Below are 21,717 nucleotides of genomic sequence, written 5' to 3'. Positions count from 1 at the left end.
CAACAATAGGCTACGGCTGTTGTAGTGGTGGTAGGGAATCCTCTTCGTTCACGAAGAGGAGGATGTCAAACTTGTTCCAAATGGGAAATTAATGTCGCAATATCCGCCGGGGCATTAAGCTTTAATTTCTTTGTGGCTGAAAGCCTATGAACCTCAATAGTTCTTTCTGATAATCCAAGACGCTGAGCAATTTCTTTATTAATAAGTCCTTTGGCGACAAAACCGATGACTTCTTTTTCTCTTTTGCTTAGCGACTCGTATCTGGCCATTTCCTCTTCTTGAGAAACTGTCCAACCTCTATGTGACAAATCCCAATCAATGGCTTTAGCTATAGCTGAAAGCAGTTTTTCTTCGTTGATAGGTTTTTGAAGAAAATCAACGGCACCTTTTTTCATCGAGTCAACAGCCATTTCGATATCTCCATGGCCGGTTAAGAAAATGATCGGGCACTCATAACCTCTTTCAACTAAAAGAGAATGAAGCTGCAGACCTGTCATCTCCGGCATGCTGACATCTAAAATGACGCATCCCGGAACTGAAGGAGCATCTTCGGTTAAAAATTCCTTGGCTGAGCTAAAACACGTGACCTTCCAACCTTCCATCTCTAGGAGGATTGTTAAAGCACGTCTCATTGATGCTTCATCGTCAACTATTCGAATTAGTGGGTCAATTTTATTTTTCTTCATTTTTATTGTCTGTCTTGAGAATTGGAATCCTAACCATTACCTTTAGTCCTCCCAATTCTGATTTTTGAAAGCTAATGCCTCCGGCATGATTTTCAACGATAGCTTTCACAATCGCTAAACCAAGCCCCAATCCCTCTTTTTTAGCCGAACTCATAGGCTCAGATAAATTCTTTATTTTTTCATCGGAGATATCCCCGTTATCTTGAACGATCAAAACGGCTTCGCCCTGCTCCTCTCCAACGCAAACTTCTATAAAAGGATGATTAACATCAAGCGTCTTAAGTGATTGCTGAGCGTTTCTTACCAGGTTGATTAAGACTAGTTCGATTTCCAAACGGTTAGCACTGATAAGAGGGTCGGCAAAAACCTCAAGCTTTGGATTAATTGTTGAGGAGGAATGCTTGGAGTAGTCGCTTAAAACTTGTCTAGAAAATTCTGCAAGAGAAATATCCTCCCTCTCAGATTTTTCGCCCTTTGCATAACTTCTTACTCGCTGCACAATTTCACTGGCTTTAATCGCCTCTTTTCGAATTGCTTCCAGAACCTCAATCAGTTTCTCATTGGTTAATTTTTGAAGATCGGCAGCTCGAATCAAACTTCTTGCATAGAGATTTAATGAACCCAAAGGTTGATTCAATTCATGAGCCAGTAGCCCGGAAACCTGGCCAACGACTCCCGCTCTTTGCAGAGCCATCATTCTTTCTTGTGCCGTTTTTGTTTCCTGATTTGAAATTTTTTCTCTCAGTAAAGCTTCTTTCAATTGTTTGGTTCTTTTTTCTACCGCTCGAGATAAAAAGAAAGAATAGGAAAGGAGCATTCCGAGAATGCAAAATGCAAAAAAGAAGTACTGAACGTTATCTAACAAAAAGCGTCTGATTGAAAGTTTTGTGACCTTCTCATAGGTTCCGATTTTAAGAAGTTCTTGGAGTTTATCGAGCTCGCTGAAATCACTTCCAACCTGCCAATAATTTCCTAATTTTGTACGCGGCTGGTTGATTAAAGCAACCGTAATTTTGCTTGTCAAACCTGCGTCTAGAGAAGGCATCGAAGCAAGCGTCCAATTCGGATATAAAGCCGTCGAGCGTTTACAAACGTGCTTTCCGTCCTCAATAAGATTGATGAACTTAACGTCCGTCTCCTTCAAAACCTTGCGGTTAATTGCATCCTCCAAATAACATATGCGCAATATTCCGACATCAGAGTCTCCATTTAATACATCACCAATGATGTTGTCTCTATCCAGGCCATGGAAACGAGAGACAGAGAAGAAAGTATTCGGATTAAAACCTTCTCTGGCAATCTCTCCCATTCCGGCAATGTACATGCCGAAAGCTGTTGGACGACCTGCTGAAACTCGGGCTCCTTTCAGATCTGAAATTTCCTTTAAATCATCTCTGTCGGCCTTTACGATAAATAAGGAAGCCTCACTCCTATTAGGATCTTTCGAAAAAGGCGAGGCCGCAACAGTTAAATCTTTAGCTCCTTCCGTCTGAAACTTTTTAATAAAGTTGCTGGTAACAAGAAATAAATCAGCTTTTCTGTTTTTAACATCCTGCTCCAATTGAGGAAGCTCCAAAAACTTCACTTCCAATGGTCTGGGAGCAACTGCCTTTCTCAGAGTATCAATTGTTTGGGCTACGAACTCTTTGGTCAGCAGCGGATTGACTGCTGAATTGATAGCTACAACTACAGGCTTATCCTCAGAAGAGGCGAACACGGCAGTGCAGCAAAAGGCAGTCAAAAGGAGGATTCTCTTCAATTTAGGAATTGATTCTATTGTTGATTGATCTTAATTATTAATTATCTCACAGCCTCCCGGTTCTCCCACCCAACTTCTCGTTGAGTGTTGAACCGTTTTCGCTCGGTAAAAACTCTTAGGAGCACTCTAAGGAGACCAGCTTTAGCTAGCCAGAGGTAGAATGGCTCCCGAAGTTAAAACATTCCAAGGAGAAAAATATGCTTCGCAGAAATTTCACCATGACCGCCGGCATCATCTTGGTGAGCGGTCTTCTTGCTTCGCCTGCCTTTTCAGCAGACTTCCAATCAAAATATTATGACCTGCCGCTTACCAATGATTGGATGGCTCAAAAAGTTAAAGATGTCAATGTACCGGCAGGCGGAGACGCCACTTTATTTGCAAGTCAGAAGTTTGGAGAAGGCGTTCTAATCACTGTTATGCCGTCCGACGTTGCTGCTAAAGATGCTGCCGATAAAATGGCACAGAGCTACAAACAGCAAGGAATGAGAATAATTGCTGGTCCAGTCCAAATCCCGGGACAAAATAGCTATCGCTTTACTTATGTGTCGGCCAACAAAAAAATGAGAGCCATTACCTTTGTAACGAGCAATGGTAAGAACTTGTCCCAAATTTCCGTACTCGGTCGTCAAGGGACTCAAGGCACTTATTTATTGAAAGGCTTGAAACCTAAGGAAGAAGGTCTCTTCCCCAAACTCTAAACCGCTGCGCATTTAGCTTTTCAAGGCATGGAAAACTTAATAATCAGGTTGTAAATGCCTGAATAATTAGTTCTGTCACTTTTCAACAGACCTTTCGAAAAGAAAAACGGGAGGATTCGAAGTAAATCGTCAGCCCGTTTTTCTTGATTATTCTTCTATTTTCTCAACTGCATATCCCAGCTTCTCAACGGTCGATTTAATTGTCTTATCGCTTAGTTCTCCGTCAAAGCAAATGGTTGCCAGCTTATTCTCAAGATCCACTTTTACGCTCTGAACTCCCGGAAGTTTTGAAAGTCCTTTCTCTACCGCAGAACTGCAGTGAGAACACATCATTCCTTCAATAACAACTTTCTTTGTATGAAGCACAGGCTTTGCAATTAGGCCGCTCTTTTCCTGAGCCTGCGTTCTTGACAAAACTTCAGGCTTTTCAGGAACGGCAAGATCTTCAATCTTCACAACTTGGTATCCCAGCTTCTCAACAGTGGATTTAATCGTCTCATCGCTCAGTTCTCCGTTAAAAACAATCGTTGCCAACTGATCCTTTAGATCAACTTTTACGCTTTGAACTCCCGGAAGTTTAGAAAGTCCTTTTTCTACTGCAGAACTGCAGTGAGAACACATCATTCCTTCAATTAACACAGCTTTTGTATGTGAAGCGGAATGCAAAGCTACAGAAGCTGTTTCTTGCTTGAGCGTAACAGAAATCACTGCAGCGTTCGCGCTGCTTGCTTTTCTTTGTTCTTGGTTAAAAACTAACTTCGGCTTCCAGCCTCTTAAACGTAAAGCATTACTTACGACACTAACTGAACTCATGCTCATGGCAGCCGCCGCAATCATTGGACTTAACGTCCAGCCAAGCACAGGATAGAACACGCCTGCAGCAACAGGAATACCGATGATGTTATAGAAGAAGGCCCAGAACAAATTCTGTCTGATGTTGTTCATCGTTGAATGAGATAAGTTTTCTGCATTAACAACGTCTGTCAGACGATTTTTCATTAATACGATATCGGCAGATTCAATAGCCACATCGGTACCGGCTCCAATAGCAATCCCAACATCTGCTCGAGCCAATGCAGGAGCATCGTTGATTCCGTCGCCGACCATAATGACTCTTTTGCCTTCGCCCTGCAGTCTGCGGACAATTTTTTCTTTATCGGAAGGCAAAACACCGCTTTCAATATGATCAATGCCGACTTTAGAAGCAACTGCTTTGGCCGTTACCTCATTGTCACCGGTAACCATCCAAACTTCTTGACCTGCTTTTTTCATAGCCTCTATAGCAATTTTGCTGTCAGGCTTGATTGGATCGGCAACTGCAATAATTCCTTTCGGTGTACCGTTAATCTTGACTATAAGCGGAGTTTTTCCTTGCCTTGCCAATGACAATGCTTGTTCGGTTATCTGACTATTTTGGATGCTTAGAGCCTTAAGATTCCCGATTTCAACTTTCTCATTTCCGACTGTACCGGAAACACTTCCGGACACTTGTTTAAAATCTGACGACGGAGAAAGAGAGATTTGAACTTCAGCGCAATAGTTGGAGATAGCGTTGGCTAAAGGATGTTCGGACTTACTCTCTACGGCATAAACTTTTTGAAGTAATTCATCCAGAGTTTGGCCGTTAAATAACACGATATCGGTCACGGATGGTTTCCCTTCAGTCACCGTACCCGTCTTATCTAAAACAACAGCATTAACTTTTTCACTGCTTTCAATCGCCTCAGCTGACTTGAATAAGATTCCCTGCTCAGCCCCTTTTCCGCTTCCAACCATGATCGCTGTCGGTGTAGCTAACCCCAACGCACAAGGACAAGAAATCACGAGAACGGATACTCCAATCATGAGAGCAAATTCCCAAGAATATCCTAAAAGCATCCAGGTCACTGAAGCAATAATAGCAAGCGCAATTACCGTTGGGACGAAAATTCCCGAAACTTTATCAGCCAGTCTCGCCACAGGAGCTTTTGAGGAAGTAGCTTCATCTACCAGCTTAATAATTTGAGCCAACGCCGTATCTTCTCCGACCTTTGTTACTTGCATCAGAAAATGCCCTTGCGTGACCAAGGTTCCTCCGGATAGAACTGAGCCCGTTTCCTTCTCCACCGGAAGACTTTCTCCTGTCAATGAAGATTCATCCACCGAGCCGGTTCCTTCTTTGACAACTCCGTCGACCGGAATTCTTTGTCCGGTTTTCAAAACAACAATTTCACCCGGGCGGATTTCATCTACGGACACTTCGATGTCTTTTCCGTCTCTTTGAACGACCGCAGTATCCGGAACTAATTCCAATAGTTTGGAAATAGCATTAGTAGTTCTCTTTTTTGCTCTTGCTTCAAAATACTTACCTACGGTAATCAGTGTAAGAATCATTGCGGCGGAATCAAAATAGAGATTATGTGCATACTTGGCAACGAGTTCTTGATTGCCTGCTGACAAGCCTATAAGCATCATATAAAGCGCAAACAATCCGAAAAAAACGGAAGCAGCAGAACCGATGGCTACAAGAGAATCCATATTAGGAGCTCGTGCAAACAACGAACGGAATCCGATATTGAAGAATTTGAAGTTAATAAAAACGACAGGAATAGTTAAGAGAAACTGGGTTAATGCATTGACGGCAGCGTTCTGATGTCCGCTTAAGAAAGAAGGATTTGGCAATCCAACCATCGGAGCCATAGCAATGTACATCAAAGGGACGCTGAATACGATAGAAACCCAAAGACGTGTTTCCATGCTCTTGAGTTCTTCTGCCTGGACGTCTTCATGAGGTTTAGAAGGAGCTGCTGTTCCTTTGCCTCTTTCTTCAGATTTAGCGGTTGCGGAATATCCTGCTTTTTTCACAGCCTTTTCGATTTGGTCTGTGCCTGTTTTGGTCGGATCAAAATCAACCACCATGGAATTTTTTAAGAGATTAACATTTACGTCATCAATTCCATTTAGTTCTTTAACGGCCTTTTCCACTCTGGCAGAGCATGCGGAACAGCTCATTCCCGTGACATCAAAATGTTCTTTCATTTCTATTCCTTTATTTGCAAGAACATTTTATTCAATACTTTCAAACTAGCAAGAACTACCAAGAAAGGAATATAGTATCCAAAAATATACTTAGGACGTTTTAATGGCAAAAGAATGCTCAAATCAAAATAAGCCTCAGAACTGCTGTCCGGTAGAGAAAACTCTGGATCTCATCGGAGGAAAATACAAAGCGCTTATTCTGTGGAACCTGGTTGGAAAGACTCTTCGTTTTTCGGATCTTCAGAGGGAAGTCACCGCAGCTACTCCCAGAATGCTCACTAAGCAGCTGCGAGAATTGGAGGAGGACGGCCTTCTAAGCCGTAAGGTTTACGCTGTCGTCCCGCCAAAAGTAGAGTATTCTTTGACCGAATTAGGTGAATCTTTACGTCCGATTTTGGAATCCATGTATATTTGGGGAACAGCGTTTTTACATAAATAAGGAAGAACTCCTTGCTGTTCGATGAAAGAGCTCCCTCAAATTCAGGAACACTAAATGCCCGAGGCCTTAAAAATTAGACGAGTCCACTATGGCTGACAATAAAATAGAAAACTCAAACCTTCCGAAGCTGGTTGGCTTCCTCTCATTCAAGGATAGAGTCGATGTAATCGTCAGGGTCCTGTTCGGTTTCTTTATTGCCATCGGCTGCTTTTTAGTCGTTTGGCCTTTTGCTACGGCCATCTCAGTTGCGGCTGTGATTGCCATTGTTTCCTGGCCTCTTTTTAAAATGATAAGAAAACGGTGCGGCAACAGGAACCTGTTAGCCAGCTTCATTCTTGTCTTTCTATTGACCGTTTTAATCGTTATCCCGATTACAGGCCTTTCTGTTGTTTCTGCCCAACAGATACCTAATTTAATTTCTATGGTCAGAGAGTGGATTGCCTCTGGCTTTTCTTTGCCAAATGAAATCAAAGATATTCCGTGGGTTGGAAACTGGCTTTACGGACAGCTCGACAGTTTTATCGGCAATCGGGAAGATTTAGCAGCTACAGCTCAAAAACTCTTTGATCCTGTCAGCAAAATACTCCTTAAAGGCGCAGTGATGTTAGGCGACGGTCTTTTCCAACTGTTCCTGATGATTTTTATCATTTTCTTCTTCTATAGAGACGGAGACTACCTTGCAGACAAAAGTCTTGCTCTACTGACGCGCATGAGCGGCAACTTAGCTGTAGAAGTAAGAAACATCATTGTTAATACAACAAGAAGCGTTGTATTTGGAATCGTTGGAAGCGCTGCCGGCCAAGGCATTGTTGCTTTCATTGGCTTTTTAATAGCCGGAGTGCCGGGCGCTGTCACTCTCGGTGTTGCGGTCTTCGTGCTTTCTGCCGTCCCAATTGGACCACCGTTAGTTTGGGGTCCGGCAGCGATTTGGCTTTATTACCAAGGTCAAGTTGGAATGGCGGTGTTCCTCGTTTTGTGGGGTTCGCTTGCTGTTTCCAGTGTTGATAACTTCTTGAAACCTCTGCTGATCTCCAAAGGCGCTTCTCTCCCACTGTCTTTAATCTACTTGGGCGTTTTCGGCGGAATCATCGCATTTGGCTTTATGGGAATTATTCTTGGCCCGGTTGTAATTGCCGTTGGGATTGCGATGAGTAAGACTTGGCTCTCCATCTCAGCTTCCGTTAACGCTCAAAATCAACCCACTGAGGAAACTGAGAAGATTCTGGATAAGCTGTCTCAAAATTCAATTAACGACAGCAACTCGATGGATGACGAAATCCTCGATGGAGAGATTGAAAAACCGAAACAGGCAAAAAAATAATGTAAAAATCGAAATAGTCAAGAGCAAAAGTCCGCTGCCAAGCGGGCTTTGTCGTTTTATACTCTTAAAACTTGTTTACGACTTTTGAGAGTATTTACAATCATGTCTGACCTGCATAACATTATTGCCATTTCCGGCGCCATCTGCCCCTCTTTCTTCGTTGAAAAACTTACCGCTGCTATTCATAATGAACCTACAGAAGGAAATGAAAAGCCTCAGGTTGAATCTGTTCGTTTGAAATGGGAATGCCCTCCTGCCGATGCATCAAAGCTAGTAAAAGAAGGCGACAGGAAGTGCAGAGTCTATGATGAAGTTCAATACTTTGCCGATCGAGGCGTCAAAGTTGTTGCCCTTCCCAATTTCCAGGCCCTCACCTTCTTGAGCGAGCTCCAAGTTGAATTTACAACTCCGATTGCCAATATTGGCAAAGCCGTAGCTGAGTCTCTTAAAAATAAAGAAGGACTCAAACTCGGTTATCTTGGCTTAGCCTCTGAGCCAAAATTTGAAGCTGTTAAACACTCTTTCGAAGGTATTGCCAAAGTTGAATGGGTTGTTGCCGAAGAAAATGCTCAAAAAATGCTGAAAGAATATGAGCTCAAATTCTTTGACAAGAATCTTAGTGAAGAACAAAAAGAAGAAGCACTGTCCATCTTAAGAAAAGGCTGTCAGAGTCTGCAGGAAAAAGGCGCAGAACTCATTCTGCCGTCCTGCACCGGTCAAGTTGAATATGCAGATGCATTAAATGCTGCCGGTTTCCGTTTGATTGATATTGTCGGAGCCTACGCCCACTATCTTTGCACCAAGAAATGGGAACCGCTTCCTAAGCCCTTTAAACTCGGTATTGTCGGCGGTATGGGACCGGCTGCCACCGTTGACCTTTATGACAAGATTACTCGTGCGACTCCGGCAAAAATAGACCAGGATCACTTTAAAGTCGTTATTGAGCAGAACCCGCAGATTCCTGATCGCACAAAATACTTGCTTCACGGCGGAATTGACCCAACTCTTTCTCTTTATTCCTGCTGCAAGAAGTTAGAAGCCGACCAGGTCGATGCCATCGTGTTCCCGTGCAATACTGCTCACGCATACATTGAAACAATTGTTCCTCACCTTGATGTTCCAATCATTAACATGCAGAGAACAACGCTGGAAGAAATCAAGAAGAAATTCGGCGAAAAAGCCGTTATCGGTTTGATGGCCACTGACGGAACCTGCGAAACCGGAATTTACAGCAAGAAAGCCGATGAAATGGGCTTGAAATGTGTACGTCCGGATCCGGAATATCAAAAATACGTCATGGAAGCCATTTACGGCGAAAAAGGCGTTAAGGCAGGATATACAACCGGCGTCTGCCGCGATCAGCTTTTAGAAGCAGCTAAACACTTAGTTAAGGACAAGGCTGCTACCGTTTTGATTTTAGGATGCACCGAACTTCCGCTCATTTTGGATGAAGACGACAACTTTGATATCGATGGTAAAAAAGTTGCAATTGTTGACCCGACTTCCGCAGTAGCTAGAAAGGTTGTTACTATTGCCACTTTAGTTACCAAAGAAAGAGGTCGCAAATAATGGCAGATCAAAATAAAACAGGGATCAAAGCCGCCTTTATCGGCTTAGGCGTGATGGGCTACCCGATGGCAGGCCATCTTGCCAAAGCCGGTAACGAAGTAACGGTATATAACCGCACCACTTCTAAGGCGGTGAAGTGGGTTGAAGAATTTGGCGGCAAAATGGCCCTAACCCCAAAAGAAGCTGCTCAAGACTGCGACATTGTCTTCGTATGCGTCGGCAATGATGATGACTTGAGAAGCGTAGTGTTGGGCGAAAACGGAGCGTTTGCTGGCATGAAAAAAGGTGCAGTTTTGTGGGATGACACCACTGACTCTGCCACTGTTGCACAAGAACTCTATGCCAAGGCCAAAGAACTCGGTCTTAACTTTGTTGACGCCCCGGTTTCCGGAGGGCAAGCCGGTGCAGAAAACGGTGTTTTAACCGTGATGTGCGGCGGCGATGAGGACGTCATCAATCAATGTATCCCTGTTGCCAATGCTTTCGCATGCTCAATCAAACGAATCGGGCCTTCCGGTTCCGGACAGCTTGCAAAGATGTGCAATCAGATTTGTATTGCAGGCATCGTTCAAGGGTTGTCTGAAGCGATTGCTTTCGGTAAGACAGCCGGCTTAGATATGCCGTTAGTTCTGGGAGTACTGGAGAAAGGCGCAGCCGGAAGCTGGCAGATGGCTAATCGCGGCATCACAATGGACTTGAATCAATTTGATTTTGGTTTTGCCGTTGATTGGATGCGCAAGGACTTAGGTCTTTGTCTCGCACAAGCAAATAAAACCGGAGCAGTTCTTCCGGTTACCGCTTTGGTTGATCAATTCTATGCTGAGATTCAGAACCGCGGAGGCGGACGCTGGGATACTTCATCCTTGATCACATTGCTGAATACCCAGCCAAAGGCTAAATAATTCTGCTATTCATCAAGGCACTTCTACGAGGATTCAATATGTAGAAGTGCCTTTCTTCTGTGACTCAATGCTCCCCCTCTCGTTCTTTTTCAATTCTCAAGTCAACTAAATTCTTTCCGCGGTAAGTAAAGAATTTAGGTCCTCGATACGCCTTCGACGGAAATTGCGATTCTTTCGGCATAAATTCATTAGTAAAACCTGAGAGGGTGTAGTCTCTTTCCTCGTATCTGACATGAGTATCACTTATCACCTCAACCACAACACCGGTCGGAACAAAGACTAAATGCTCTCCAGGTGAAATGCCCACTAAACTGAAACGAAACGGAGCTCTCCTCTAGTTTTTTTCTCTACGCTTTGTGGCGTCACTCTTTCCCGGATAAACCTCTGGTTTTGCATTTGGTTTTGGCTCTGAGAAGCTACTGCCAACAGATGAAAAAACGTTTTCTTTCTCCATTCTTAGAGCGTGCAACTTTTTTCCTTGGTAAGAAAAATATCTTGGTCCCTGGTATTGCTCAGAATGAATTTGAAATTCCTTCGGCATAAACTTAGCAGCAAAGCCTGATAATGTGTAGTTGATTCCCTCAAAAGACACTTCTTTATCGCTGACCACTTTTACAGACAATTGTAAAGGGTCAAAAAGCACACTTTCGCCTCGTGCGATGCCTACCATACTGAATTTAAAAGGCGGCTTTCTTGATTGCTGCTTTGCAATTTCTTTTGCGTCTAGATCAATGGATTGTTTGGAAGGATGAATAACTTCAGGTTTTGTGCCAATTTCGTCAATAACATTTATCTGCTGAGATTCATTCTTCTCCTGCATGCCAAGCCTAAGTTCAACCAGGTTTTTCCCTCTATAAGAAAAATATCTCGTCCCTTGATAAACTCCAGAAGAATTTTGAGCTTCTTTAGGCATAAATTCGGATGCGAATCTAGATAAGGTATATTCTTTGCCTTCAAACCTTACTTTGCTATCGTCAACAACCTTTACTCTTTTTTTCGTTGGCTCGAATACTACCCATTCCCCAGGCATAATTCCTACCATACTGAATTTGAACCTTGAACGACGATGACCTTTTTTTTGTTCCTCTTGTCCGTCATCACGATTCTCATTTCCTATCGGCAGATTATCCTTATATTGCTTGACGACTGCGTCATCAATTGTTTCAGCTACCTTATGAAAGAAACCTAGTGCAACTTCTGGCTTTATATTAAAAAATTCACGATTTGTTCTAATCCTCAGGCTCGTAAGGCCGTCGATCATTGAATGAATGAGTTTTTCCACCTCAATGTATTTAGATGTCTGAAGTGTCGCAAAGATTTGAAATGGCAAAGGCACCGCAGTATTATCAAGTTCCTTCGATCGGACATCAACTCTCCGAGAGCTTCTTCCTATTTTGATCCAATCTTCTCGAAATGCTGGATTCGTCAAAATATAAACAAAACCGGTTGAATTATCTTTGGGATCTTTTTTCATGACTTCTCTTCTTGGAAGGCTTTTCTTGATGTGCAATAGCCATTTTAAAAGCTTTATGCTCCAAAAATAATGGTCTTATCCAAACAAATAAGACCAATAGAAAGAATTGAAAAGAACACTAAATCTTCATAATCTCTTTTCTATAGAACTTCATCTCCTCAATCGAATCATAGATATCTGAAAGGGCCTCATGCTTTGAGGTCTTTACATACTTCCTCATGACTTCAGGAGCCCATCTTCTAACACACTCCTTAATTGAAGAAACGTCAATATTTCGATAATGGAAAAACTGCTCGAGATTCGGCATCCAACGCGCCATGAATCTTCTGTCTTGCCCGATGGAATTGCCGCATAGCGGGCTCTTCCTAGGAGAAACATACTGAGAGAAGAAGCGATAGTAAATGTCTGCCGCCTGTGCCTCATCAATTTCGCTTTCAAGAGATTTCCGGACTAAACCAGATTTTGTATGATGACTTGTATTCCAAGAGTCCATTGCGTTTAACACTTGCGGTGTTTGATGAATTACCACAACCGGCCCCTCTGCAATCACATTCAATTGAGGATCCGTAATAACTGCTGCCATTTCTAAAATACGGTTGACTTGCGGTTCCAACCCAGTCATTTCCAAATCCATCCAAATGAGATTATCTTCATTAAAGAGTGGTGAGCGCGGAATCTCGGGCATAAATCCTGACATTTTTAAAGTCCTATTCTTTGTTTTCGAAATTGAAAACATTCTAACCGTTCTTGAGAAAGACTACGTTGTCACAGTACTAACTTAAGCCGTGGAATTCTTTACTCAAATCAAAGCTGAAGCAGCGTCATGGAGAATACGATGAAGTATTATTCTGTCTGACCTTATTTACCAGAGAGACTCCAGTGGCAATTGATTTTTCTATTCTTTTTATTGTTTTTCTAGTGATCAACACTTGCTTGAAATTATGGCTGGATAAGAGAGAAATAGCCAGCATTCTTAGACATCGATCAGCCGTCCCTGAAGCTTTTTCAAAAAAAATAACTCTCCAGGCACATCAAAAAGCAGCCGATTACTCCATTGAAACCATTCGATTTTCTCAAAAAGAAAGATGGGTTTCCTTACTCTTTCTTCTCATTGCTACTTTCGGCGGTCTCATTCAACTGATTTATGACTTTTTTACGTCATGGTTGGGAAACGGAATCTGGTCCCAAATTTTAATTGTCGGCGTTTTTGCCTTGATTTCTTCCTTAGTGGATCTCCCTTTCTCTTGGATCAGCCAATTCAAGATTGAAGAAAAGTACGGCTTTAATACCATGAAAAAATCTCAGTTCTTTAAAGATTTAGGTATTTCAACCCTCCTCAGCATAGCTCTTGGATTGCCTCTTTTAGCCGTAATCTTCTGGCTCTGGCAAGCGGCTGGAAGTTTGTGGTGGCTATGGGCCTGGGCTTTTTATGTTGCATTCAATTTTGCCGTTCTTTGGATTTATCCAAATTTCATTGCGCCTTTATTCAATAAGTTCGAGAACCTTCCGGAAGGAGATCTCTATAACAAGATCAATTCCCTTCTTCAGAAAGTTGGTTTCGAATCTAATGGGCTTTACGTAATGGATGCCTCAAAAAGAAATGCTAAAGGAAATGCCTATATGACAGGATTCGGCAAAAACAAACGCATTGTTTTTTTTGACACATTAATCAAGAAACTTACACCAGATGAGATTGAGGCTGTACTTGCCCATGAATTAGGACATTACAAGCTAAAACACATCTACAAAATGATGGCCGTTTCTTTTGCTCTTGCTTTTGTTGTATTTGCTTTGCTTGACTTAGCCTCCGAAGCTGACTGGTTTTACGAGGGGCTTGGGGTTGTATTAAATGATGGAACCAGCCACGGGGTAGCTCTTATTCTTTTCTCTTTAGTTCTACCCGTTTTCACCTTCCCCTTCACTCCTCTTGCTAGTTTGTCCTCTAGAAAGCACGAGTTCGAAGCTGATAGATTTGCAGTTGAAAATGCTAACGGCAGAAGCTTGATTACAGCCCTAGTTAAGCTATTCAGTGATAATGCTTCAACTTTAACGCCGGATCCTGTTTATTCTGCTTTTTATAGCTCCCATCCGGACGCATCAACCAGAATTAACGCAATCGAGAAGATAGTTAAAAATGAGCAACAGTAAAGATTTTGTGGCCCGAGTCATTGCCACTCACGGTAAACATAGTTTCGTTGAAGATGAAACCGGAAAAATCTATGAAGCTATCAGACGCGGCAAAAAGAAAGATGTGGTCGTGGGAGACTTGGTTAAATGCAAACAATCTTCAGATGAGCAAGTTGCTATTGAATCAGTGGAAGAAAGGAAATCTCTTTTATATCGCAGCGATGAATTCAGAACAAAGCCTTTAGCTGCCAATATAGACCAGGTAGCTTTAGTTTTTGCCACCAGGCCGACGTATAACCCTAGATTTATTTGGAAGGCCATCCTTGCGGCGGAAACAGCGGATATTCCTATGCTGATTATTCGTAACAAAACCGATATCATCGAGGACGACAACCAAGTTCGCCCGTTTATTGAACAACTGAAAGAATTGGGATGCTCAATTGTTGAAGTCTCTGCTACTGCACATCCAAAAGAAACGGAAGAAAAGCTCATCCCGTTATTCGAACATCGCATCACTCTTCTCATCGGCCAATCAGGTATGGGCAAATCCACAATTCTAAATTTATTGGTAAAGGATGCGGAACAAAAGACTCAGGAATATTCCAAGGCCTTAAACCTCGGAAAACAAACGACTACATCGACCCGTTGGTTCCAATTTGGTAAAGACGGGGCTATCGTTGATTCTCCGGGTTTCCAAGAATTTGGTTTGGCCCACCTGACATTGAATGACATCATGAGAGGATTCCCAGAAATAAAAAATAGAGTGGAACACTGCAGATTTACAAACTGCAGGCATCTGGAAGAACCCCAATGTGCTGTTAAAGCAGCTGTAGAAAGTCATGAAATCGATCCGGAACGCTATGCCTTATATAAAGAACTGGCAGAAGGAACGCTAAAACCCAAAAATTATTAATAATTCGATAGCCGGAGATGATTCTCCGGTTTTTTGTTGATTGCAAAAATACGTTTTTTCAGACAAATTACTAACAAAATTCCGAACCAAAAGAAAGATTAATAATCAAGAGGATAGTTTCCCAAATTAGTAGAGAGGGGAGTAAATAGCTAAGAAAAGCTGATAACAAATTCTCCCCCTAGTTGACAATTCGCCTCCTAAGTGATTTAATTTGTTCTATTTTTTCTTACAAATCTAACAATAACTAGGTATATTCCTTATTGCTTTTTATATCTTCTTGTTTTTAATTAGATTTTTTCAAAAAATTTTTAACTGCAGCGACAAGAGCCAATATTGGCATGAGGGTAATTGTCCCATTTTGGGGTAAATTTTCCCGTATTATGAAATCAATAAAATCCCATTAGCGTGCATAACTAATTGTTTTTACACTAAATATAAGATATTTTCCTTATATGCTACCGTATTTACGGTATTTTTATGTTATTTTTCTTCTTGCTTAATTCGGGAATTCCCTTTATGATGAATTCAACGTAGTAAAAACACTTAATCAATAAGAAGGAGTCTGAAATGTTAAGAACTCATCGCACACCTAGGGACAGAGCAGCGTTTCCGACGGAACTCCCACAAATGCATATTCCAGCCGGCGTATCTCCAACCGTCTATGCTCAACACCGCGACTTGCTGTCCGTTCTCATGCTTAGATTTATGACCAGCAGACTTAGAGCTATGTATCAAGCTTATGACGGTGATTTAACTCTCTGCCTGGTTCTTGGTGAAATTGCTTCTAGAAATACAGAACGTCACTTTGATGAGAGAAGAGGATATCAGCCGCAGTACGAAAATCAGCCGAAACCATTGCTTCCGTGCAATGCCCTCTCCATCTCTGATGTGACAGGCATTCCTCGTGAAACAGTAAGACGCAAACTAGCTAAACTTTTGGCGTTAGGTTGGATTGAAAAGACACCGGAAGATATGTACGTCATCACAGATAAGATTGGTGAAGTCTTCGCGGCCTTTGATGACTCTCAAACCTACGATTTAATGCATACTGCGGATTTAATCGGATGCGTTTTAAGAGGGTAAAAGTTAAAGAGATTTACTGGCAAGAATCTTAAACAAATAATGCAATTCGCCGCTGGGAACAGCGGCATCTTTTTGTCTGCAGGAAAAACAAAACCGCAGGTTTTGACGTCTGCGGTTTTGCGGAAAGCTTTAGTTTTATTTTTTTGAAAATTAGGCCTTGCGAACCAATTTTTCTTTAATTCTTGCTGCCTTACCGGACAAGTTACGCAAGTAGTAAAGTTTGGCACGGCGGACAGCGCCATGACGCTTAACTTCGATACCGGCAATGATCGGAGAATAAAGCTGGAATGTACGTTCTACACCTTCGCCGCTGGAAATCTTACGAACAGTAAAAGCACTGTTCAAACCGCGGTTGCGAATAGCGATAACTACGCCTTCGAAAGCCTGTACACGTTTACGGTTACCTTCAACAACGTTAACGCTGACAACTACTGTGTCGCCTGGGTTGATGCGAGGATAAGTCTTGCCTTCAGAAAGACGGGCAATCTCTTCCTTTTCAAGTTGTTCAATAATATTCATGAATATCTCCAATGACCATCTTCATGCAGTTCTTTTCATCTTTGCCTGCAGAGAGGATGGATTTTAATCGTCAGTAACTAACTGACTATATACAAAATTGTTCCAAAAACTTTTCATCCGATTTGGACAGCAGCTTTTTAGAACGCGCTATTTTAATCATTTCAGGACGTGTTGTGGCGGTTATTTGTAACGCTTGCTGTCTTGTCCAGGCATCAATGTTCTTATGGTGTCCCGAGATAAGAACATCCGGAATCTCCTTGCCTCTCCAGACCTCAGGTCTAGTGTAGTGAGGAGCATCCAACAATCCGGTAGAAAAAGACTCGTCTGAAGCAGATAAATCTTTGATTGCTCCCGGAAGTCTCCTGACAATCGCATCAAGCATAACCATCGCTGGCAACTCACCGCCGGATAAAACATAGTCTCCGATGCTATAAGTTTCATCAACAAAAGAATCTAAAAATCTTTGGTCGATTCCCTCATACCTTCCGCAGACAAAAACCAAAGGTTGGTTGCTTTCTGCGAAAGCCTTGACATCATCGTCATCCAGCTTTTTTCCGGTTGGAGAAAAAGAAATCACTTTTCCATGATTACCGTCGGCACGGACTGCTTCGACTGCCAAAGCCAGAGGCTCAGCCTTCATAATCATTCCGGGACCGCCGCCAAACGGTCTGTCATCAACCGTTCGATGCGCATCATGAACAAAATCGCGAGGAGACCAGCACTTCAGAGACCAAAGCCCGTTTTTGAGAGCCCTGGATGTAATTCCGTTCTCAGTAATAGCCGAGAACATCGGCTCAAAAAGTGTGACTGCGTCAACTCTCATAAAAATTAATTAATCCCAATCAAGAGACCAATCAACCGTAACTTCTTTCTTTTCCATATCAACGAGCTCAACATACTCCGGAACCAGCGGAATCAAAATCATTTTTCCTTTGACGCCGTTAACTTCCAAAACATCATGAGCACCGTTGTCGGTAATAGATCTAACTGTGCCGATTTCTTCGCCTTTGGTATTCACTACTTTAGCGCCGATGATATCAACCCAGTAAACCTCATCCTCTCCCAAATCTGGGAAATCTTCTCTCAGAAGACCAACTGCACCTTTTAGAGCAGCTGCCGCTTCCGGAGTATCGATTCCTTTTAACTTAGCGACAATTCCCTTCCCATGAAACTTGGCACTTTCCATCGTCATGGGCTGAGGCTCACCGCCGCGAGTTAAATGAAACCAATTTTTAGAATCCAGCAACGCATCACCGTCTTGGAAAGGAAGGACTCTCACCCAACCTTTCAAGCCGTATGCACCACATAAAGCACCGAGCGCTATAGGCTCAGCAGCGGAATTCTTCGTGTCTTCCACGACTTAATAAGTCTTAAAGTCTCAATTAAGCGGCAGGAGCAGCTGTTTTCTTGAATTCTTTGTAAAGACGAGAAACAGTTTCGCTCATTTTGGCGCCGTTGGCGATCCACTTGTTGAGGTTGGCTTCATTGATGGACAAACGAACTGCCTGACCGGAAGCTACAGGGTTGTAGAAACCGATACGTTCATTGAAGCGACCATCGCGTGGATTGCGGGAGTCGGTCGCGACGATATTGTAGAAGGGGCGCTTCTTGGAGCCGCCACGAGCCAGACGAATAACGACCATGTTTAAATACCTCTAAAAATATACTAGGTTCAGTGTAAAAACGTTTAAAACTAAGGGGCTTTCCCTTTTAAAACCCGTGATTTTATCTGATTTTTATCAATCAAACAAACGGTTAAAATAGGAAAGCCCGAGGATTATTACAATTTTGTTTGCAGCTGACGGATGACGTCCATTGCATCAGCTACCAATCCGTAATCAGCCACGTCAAAAATCGGGGCTTCCGGATCTTTATTCACCGCAACGATGACTTTAGCGTCCTTAATACCGGCGATATGTTGGATAGCACCCGAAATGCCTAAGCCAATATATAAGTCAGGGGCAATAATCTTACCTGTCTGACCGATCTGCCAGTCGTTAGGAGCCATTCCGGCATCAACCACTGCACGAGTAGTACCAACTGCGGCTTTCAGCTTATCGGCAAGCTGTTCCATTTCAGCGAATTCCGCTTCGTTTGCCAAGCCTCTTCCGCCGGCGATAACTATCTTGGCAGATTGAAGTTCAGGTCTATTGCTTTCAACTTTTTCCGCTCCCAAGAAAACTACTTTATTGGTACCGGGTACTGCTTCTATTTTTTCAATGGAAGCAGAACCTTCTTTTCCAACCGGATCAAATGCTGTGACACGTACGGTTAAAACTTTGACGGGATCTAAGCTTTTTACTGTTGCAATAGCAGCACCAGCGTAAATCGGACGCTTGAAAGTATCTTCAGAGACAACTTTAATAATTTCCGAAATCTGAGCGACATCAAGTTTGGCTGCCACTCTAGGAGAAGCTGCTTTGCCAAATGAGTCAGCTGCAAAAAGAATGTGAGAATAATCTTTAGCAACTTGGAGAACCTGGGCGGAAACGTTCTCTGCAATAGGATGACTGAACTGCTCTCCCTCGGCAAGAAGGACTTTTCTGATGCCGCTTAATTTTGCAGCCTCCGAAGCAATCGCTTCACCGGATTGGCACATCACTAAAACATCTACATCAGAAGAAATCGCAGAAGCGGCTGCGGCTAAGTTAGCTGCAGACGGGTTTAATACGCTCCCGTTATGTTCACCTATGATTAAAACTGCCATCTTCTGCTTCCTTATAAAACTTTAGCTTCATTTTTAAGTCTGTCGATCAGCTCATCTACGTTGGAGAGCATTACGCCGACTTTTCTTGCTTCCGGAGCTTCAACAGTCAAGAGCTCAACATGTTTCTTGAGATCGACGCCGAGAGCATCTGCTTTGATAACTTCTTGCGGTTTTCTCTTCGCCTTCATCATCATCGGCAATGTGACATAACGCGGGGCGCTCAGTCTCAAATCAGAGGTAACAACCGCGGGCAGAGTCAATTCCAAAGTTTCCAAACCACCGTCAACTTCAATAGTCACTTTAGCTTTGTCACCGGTTACTTCTAAGGAAGAAGCGTGGGTGGCTTGAGGCCAATCGCACAAAGCAGAAAGCATCTGACCAACCTGGTTAGCATCGGTATCAACGCCTTGTTTACCGGCGATAATTAACTGCGGATTTTCTTTTTCAGCCAGTGCCTTGATCAGCTTAGCAATTCCAAGCGGTTCAATGACATCTTCCGTTTCAATGAGAATTGCTCTGTCTGCACCCATTGCTAAAGCAACTTTCAACGTTTCAGAGCTGTCGGATTTTCCGATAGAAACGGCGACAACTTCTTTAGCAACGCCCTTTTCTTTCAATTGAACGGCTTGTTCAAGAGCAATTTCATCGAAAGGGTTCATAGCCTTCTTGAGAGAGGCTGTCTCAATGGTTCCTTCAGGGCTGACTTTAACCTTGATATTGGCGTCTACCACCCTTTTTACAGGTACTAAGATTTTCATTTTTTTTCCTGTGAAAAAATTCTCGGAAAATTATACAAGCGAAAAAATCCATTAACGGGCTAAAAAAAGCTAAGTTGTTGATATTGGTAAGGCTTTGTCTCTGACAAATACTGCATCTTCGCCTGACTGGAAGAGAAACCTTCCAAGCAGGTAGAATTCCTGTGTTTCTATCTTCAGTTTCGAACATGTCCTTTAGCTCTTTTTTAATATCTCTATTTACCAGTGCATTTATTTCCTCCACCCTTTTGCCAGGAGGAAGCGAAGCCTTAGTGGTATGGGGAATGACAGAATGGAAAGAGAGACTATGGGACATCGTGCTTGTTGCAACAGCAGGGAACACACTGGGCGCCTTGGTTACTTACTTAGTAGGTTTGCTTATTCCAAATAAAGTTGAACAAAAGAAAATAGAACTCTTCAAGAAGTGGGGGCCTGTTTGTCTTCTGTTTACCTGGGTGCCTATCATCGGTGATGCTTTCCCCCTTGCCGCAGGATGGTTAAGAGTGAACTGGATTTTAACTGCTGTCCTGATTCTCATTGGAAAATTTGCACGTTATGCTGCCCTAGCCTACGGAACCTCCTTCTTTCTTTGACCGAATCTTTTTACTGACTTTTCTGCCTCTTATCTGAGCAGCACCATTTAAATGCATTCAGCTAATGTACAAAGTCCACTATTGTCTTCAACGTTCCAAATTTTCTTTCTGATTTTGAAGTTTTCTGTGTTAACCGGTAAAACCTCGCTGGCAATCCAATACAATTTGAACAAATTAATCAGGTTTCCACTATGACAACTCAACAAGAAATCAGTGCAGTACAAAGAGTCTACGATCACTTCTCTAAATCTAGATATAAGTCTTTCTTAAAAGCCTCAGATTTTTATGTGCCTTTCTTCTTCGGTAAGAAGAAAAGAATGGCCGAATTCAGCAAAGAATATGCTCCGTTTGCTGCCGCTTGCTTCACAGAAATTCTTCGTAACCAAACTGCAAAAGACAGCGGAGAACCAAACGAAGAACTGATTTCGGCCTTTGTCAACAAATACGTCCCCGAAACTCTCAAGCCCGCTTACGACGAATACTGGACTTTAATCTGTACGGAAGTGGACAAAAATCCTGAAGATGCCCGTCAAATTGTAAGCGGCTTAAGCACGCTCTTTATGTATAAGCTTTTTGGCCCGGATGCTGAACAACCTAATCCTGATATCTTGAACTCGCATCGCCATCAAGTTGCGATGGATTTCCAAGTGGGAAGTCTAATGTTTGAATTCACCCATGGTATTAAAGTTGTTCTAGAAAAAGAAAAGAAGAAAAAGTAGCGTTCCGAGGCTTTATTTGAACAGTTCCCGTGTAGGTAATCTTTTCGGCTGTAAGTATTCATCGTTATTAACAAATCAACGAACTGAAGATTTTAAAAACGATAGAGCTAGTAAGCTAAAATCACGCACTACCCACCAATGATTCTTCAAGGAACTGTTCAATGCTTACAGATATTGAAATAGCTCAACAAGCGACCCTCATCCCTATTGATCAATTAGCTAAAAAAATTGGCCTGAAAGAAGAAGAATTCATTCCTTACGGCCGTGATAAAGCAAAAGTTGAAATCGATACATCAAACCCTAAAGGCAAACTTATTCTTGTTACGGCAACTTCCGGAATGCCTGCAGGTTCTGGTAAAACAACAACTTCTATTGCCTTAGCTCAAGCTCTTCAAAAATTAGGTGAAAGCGCTTGCTTAGCTTTAAGAGAACCTT

At 42.5% G+C, this 21,717-nt stretch carries 22 protein-coding genes; 11 read left to right on the top strand and 11 right to left on the bottom strand.

Features of this window, described 5'->3' with window-relative positions:
• Positions 1-65: 65 nt before the first annotated feature.
• Positions 66-686: a response regulator gene (locus RDK53_RS10515; RefSeq protein ID WP_308514684.1), complete on the bottom strand. Its 621-nt coding sequence runs from the start codon at positions 684-686 to the stop codon at positions 66-68.
• On the bottom strand, positions 673-2,427 hold the full coding sequence (locus tag RDK53_RS10510) for a PhnD/SsuA/transferrin family substrate-binding protein (RefSeq protein ID WP_308514682.1): 1,755 nt from the start codon (positions 2,425-2,427) through the stop codon (positions 673-675). Before RDK53_RS10510 ends, RDK53_RS10515 begins: the two co-directional genes overlap by 14 nt.
• A 215-nt stretch (positions 2,428-2,642) precedes the next feature.
• Between RDK53_RS10510 and RDK53_RS10505 the strand changes: the two genes are divergently transcribed.
• Positions 2,643-3,143 carry a Tat pathway signal protein gene (locus RDK53_RS10505; protein WP_308514680.1) on the top strand — a complete coding sequence of 167 codons (501 nt, stop codon included), beginning with the start codon at positions 2,643-2,645 and terminating at the stop codon, positions 3,141-3,143.
• Between the two features lie 147 nt (positions 3,144-3,290).
• Here RDK53_RS10505 and RDK53_RS10500 read toward each other — a convergent pair whose 3' ends face one another.
• Complete coding sequence (locus RDK53_RS10500; protein ID WP_308514678.1) at positions 3,291-6,161, bottom strand: heavy metal translocating P-type ATPase; 2,871 nt, start codon at positions 6,159-6,161, stop codon at positions 3,291-3,293.
• Positions 6,162-6,264: 103 nt separating this feature from the next.
• On the opposite strand from RDK53_RS10500, the gene RDK53_RS10495 reads away from it, so the two are divergent.
• The 4 genes from RDK53_RS10495 to RDK53_RS10480 all read left to right on the top strand — a co-directional run bounded on the left by RDK53_RS10495 (position 6,265) and on the right by RDK53_RS10480 (position 10,392).
• Complete coding sequence (locus RDK53_RS10495; RefSeq protein ID WP_308514676.1) at positions 6,265-6,600, top strand: helix-turn-helix domain-containing protein; 336 nt, start codon at positions 6,265-6,267, stop codon at positions 6,598-6,600.
• 88 nt (positions 6,601-6,688) lie between these two features.
• A complete protein-coding gene (locus RDK53_RS10490; RefSeq protein ID WP_308514674.1) occupies positions 6,689-7,921 on the top strand; it encodes an AI-2E family transporter in 1,233 nt (410 codons plus the stop codon).
• A 102-nt stretch (positions 7,922-8,023) separates the two neighbouring features.
• Positions 8,024-9,490, top strand: coding sequence for an amino acid racemase (locus RDK53_RS10485; protein WP_308514671.1), 1,467 nt, complete (start codon positions 8,024-8,026; stop codon positions 9,488-9,490).
• Positions 9,490-10,392: an NAD(P)-dependent oxidoreductase gene (locus tag RDK53_RS10480; protein WP_308514669.1), complete on the top strand. Its 903-nt coding sequence runs from the start codon at positions 9,490-9,492 to the stop codon at positions 10,390-10,392. Before RDK53_RS10485 ends, RDK53_RS10480 begins: the two co-directional genes overlap by 1 nt.
• Positions 10,393-10,726: 334 nt before the next feature.
• Here the strand turns inward: RDK53_RS10480 and RDK53_RS10475 are convergent, their stop codons facing one another.
• Positions 10,727-11,866 carry a GIY-YIG nuclease family protein gene (locus tag RDK53_RS10475; RefSeq protein ID WP_308514667.1) on the bottom strand — a complete coding sequence of 380 codons (1,140 nt, stop codon included), beginning with the start codon at positions 11,864-11,866 and terminating at the stop codon, positions 10,727-10,729.
• Between the two features lie 118 nt (positions 11,867-11,984).
• A complete protein-coding gene (gene orn, locus RDK53_RS10470) occupies positions 11,985-12,563 on the bottom strand; it encodes an oligoribonuclease (RefSeq protein WP_286313689.1) in 579 nt (192 codons plus the stop codon).
• A 182-nt stretch (positions 12,564-12,745) separates the two neighbouring features.
• Here orn and RDK53_RS10465 point away from each other — a divergent pair, with 182 nt between their 5' ends.
• The 3 genes from RDK53_RS10465 to RDK53_RS10455 all read left to right on the top strand — a co-directional run bounded on the left by RDK53_RS10465 (position 12,746) and on the right by RDK53_RS10455 (position 15,989).
• Positions 12,746-14,014, top strand: a complete 1,269-nt coding sequence (locus tag RDK53_RS10465) for a M48 family metallopeptidase (RefSeq protein ID WP_308514664.1) — start codon at positions 12,746-12,748, stop codon at positions 14,012-14,014.
• Entirely contained in the window at positions 14,001-14,906 is a 906-nt protein-coding gene (rsgA, locus tag RDK53_RS10460) for a ribosome small subunit-dependent GTPase A (protein ID WP_308514662.1), read from the top strand. The genes RDK53_RS10465 and rsgA overlap by 14 nt, the downstream gene beginning before the upstream one ends.
• A gap of 567 nt (positions 14,907-15,473) precedes the next feature.
• The gene (locus tag RDK53_RS10455) at positions 15,474-15,989 is read left to right on the top strand and encodes a Crp/Fnr family transcriptional regulator (protein WP_308514660.1); all 516 of its coding nucleotides are present in this window, start codon (positions 15,474-15,476) and stop codon (positions 15,987-15,989) included.
• A gap of 150 nt (positions 15,990-16,139) precedes the next feature.
• Here RDK53_RS10455 and rplS read toward each other — a convergent pair whose 3' ends face one another.
• The 6 genes from rplS to RDK53_RS10425 form a co-directional block, all read right to left on the bottom strand.
• Complete coding sequence (rplS, locus tag RDK53_RS10450) at positions 16,140-16,508, bottom strand: 50S ribosomal protein L19 (RefSeq protein ID WP_066591966.1); 369 nt, start codon at positions 16,506-16,508, stop codon at positions 16,140-16,142.
• Positions 16,509-16,593: 85 nt separating this feature from the next.
• The gene (gene trmD / locus RDK53_RS10445; protein ID WP_308514657.1) at positions 16,594-17,331 is read right to left on the bottom strand and encodes a tRNA (guanosine(37)-N1)-methyltransferase TrmD; all 738 of its coding nucleotides are present in this window, start codon (positions 17,329-17,331) and stop codon (positions 16,594-16,596) included.
• Positions 17,332-17,340: 9 nt separating this feature from the next.
• Positions 17,341-17,865 carry a ribosome maturation factor RimM gene (gene rimM / locus RDK53_RS10440; RefSeq protein ID WP_308514655.1) on the bottom strand — a complete coding sequence of 175 codons (525 nt, stop codon included), beginning with the start codon at positions 17,863-17,865 and terminating at the stop codon, positions 17,341-17,343.
• A 25-nt stretch (positions 17,866-17,890) separates the two neighbouring features.
• The gene (gene rpsP / locus RDK53_RS10435) at positions 17,891-18,151 is read right to left on the bottom strand and encodes a 30S ribosomal protein S16 (protein WP_066591959.1); all 261 of its coding nucleotides are present in this window, start codon (positions 18,149-18,151) and stop codon (positions 17,891-17,893) included.
• A gap of 137 nt (positions 18,152-18,288) precedes the next feature.
• Positions 18,289-19,215, bottom strand: coding sequence for an FAD-binding protein (locus RDK53_RS10430; protein WP_308514652.1), 927 nt, complete (start codon positions 19,213-19,215; stop codon positions 18,289-18,291).
• A gap of 11 nt (positions 19,216-19,226) precedes the next feature.
• Positions 19,227-19,973: an electron transfer flavoprotein subunit beta/FixA family protein gene (locus RDK53_RS10425; RefSeq protein WP_308514650.1), complete on the bottom strand. Its 747-nt coding sequence runs from the start codon at positions 19,971-19,973 to the stop codon at positions 19,227-19,229.
• 281 nt (positions 19,974-20,254) lie between these two features.
• On the opposite strand from RDK53_RS10425, the gene RDK53_RS10420 reads away from it, so the two are divergent.
• From RDK53_RS10420 to RDK53_RS10410, 3 genes are all read left to right on the top strand, one after another.
• Positions 20,255-20,563, top strand: a complete 309-nt coding sequence (locus tag RDK53_RS10420; protein WP_308514648.1) for a DedA family protein — start codon at positions 20,255-20,257, stop codon at positions 20,561-20,563.
• A 191-nt stretch (positions 20,564-20,754) separates the two neighbouring features.
• Entirely contained in the window at positions 20,755-21,282 is a 528-nt protein-coding gene (locus RDK53_RS10415; RefSeq protein WP_308514646.1) for a hypothetical protein, read from the top strand.
• Between the two features lie 161 nt (positions 21,283-21,443).
• Positions 21,444-21,717, top strand: a 274-nt coding sequence (locus RDK53_RS10410) for a formate--tetrahydrofolate ligase (protein ID WP_308514644.1), incomplete at its 3' end; no start/stop codon positions are given.

This window comes from uncultured Turicimonas sp. (genome assembly GCF_902477955.1).
Taxonomy (GTDB): domain Bacteria; phylum Pseudomonadota; class Gammaproteobacteria; order Burkholderiales; family Burkholderiaceae_F; genus Turicimonas.
Note: the sequence above shows the minus strand (reverse complement) of the source record. Positions and strands in the feature narration are given on the sequence as shown.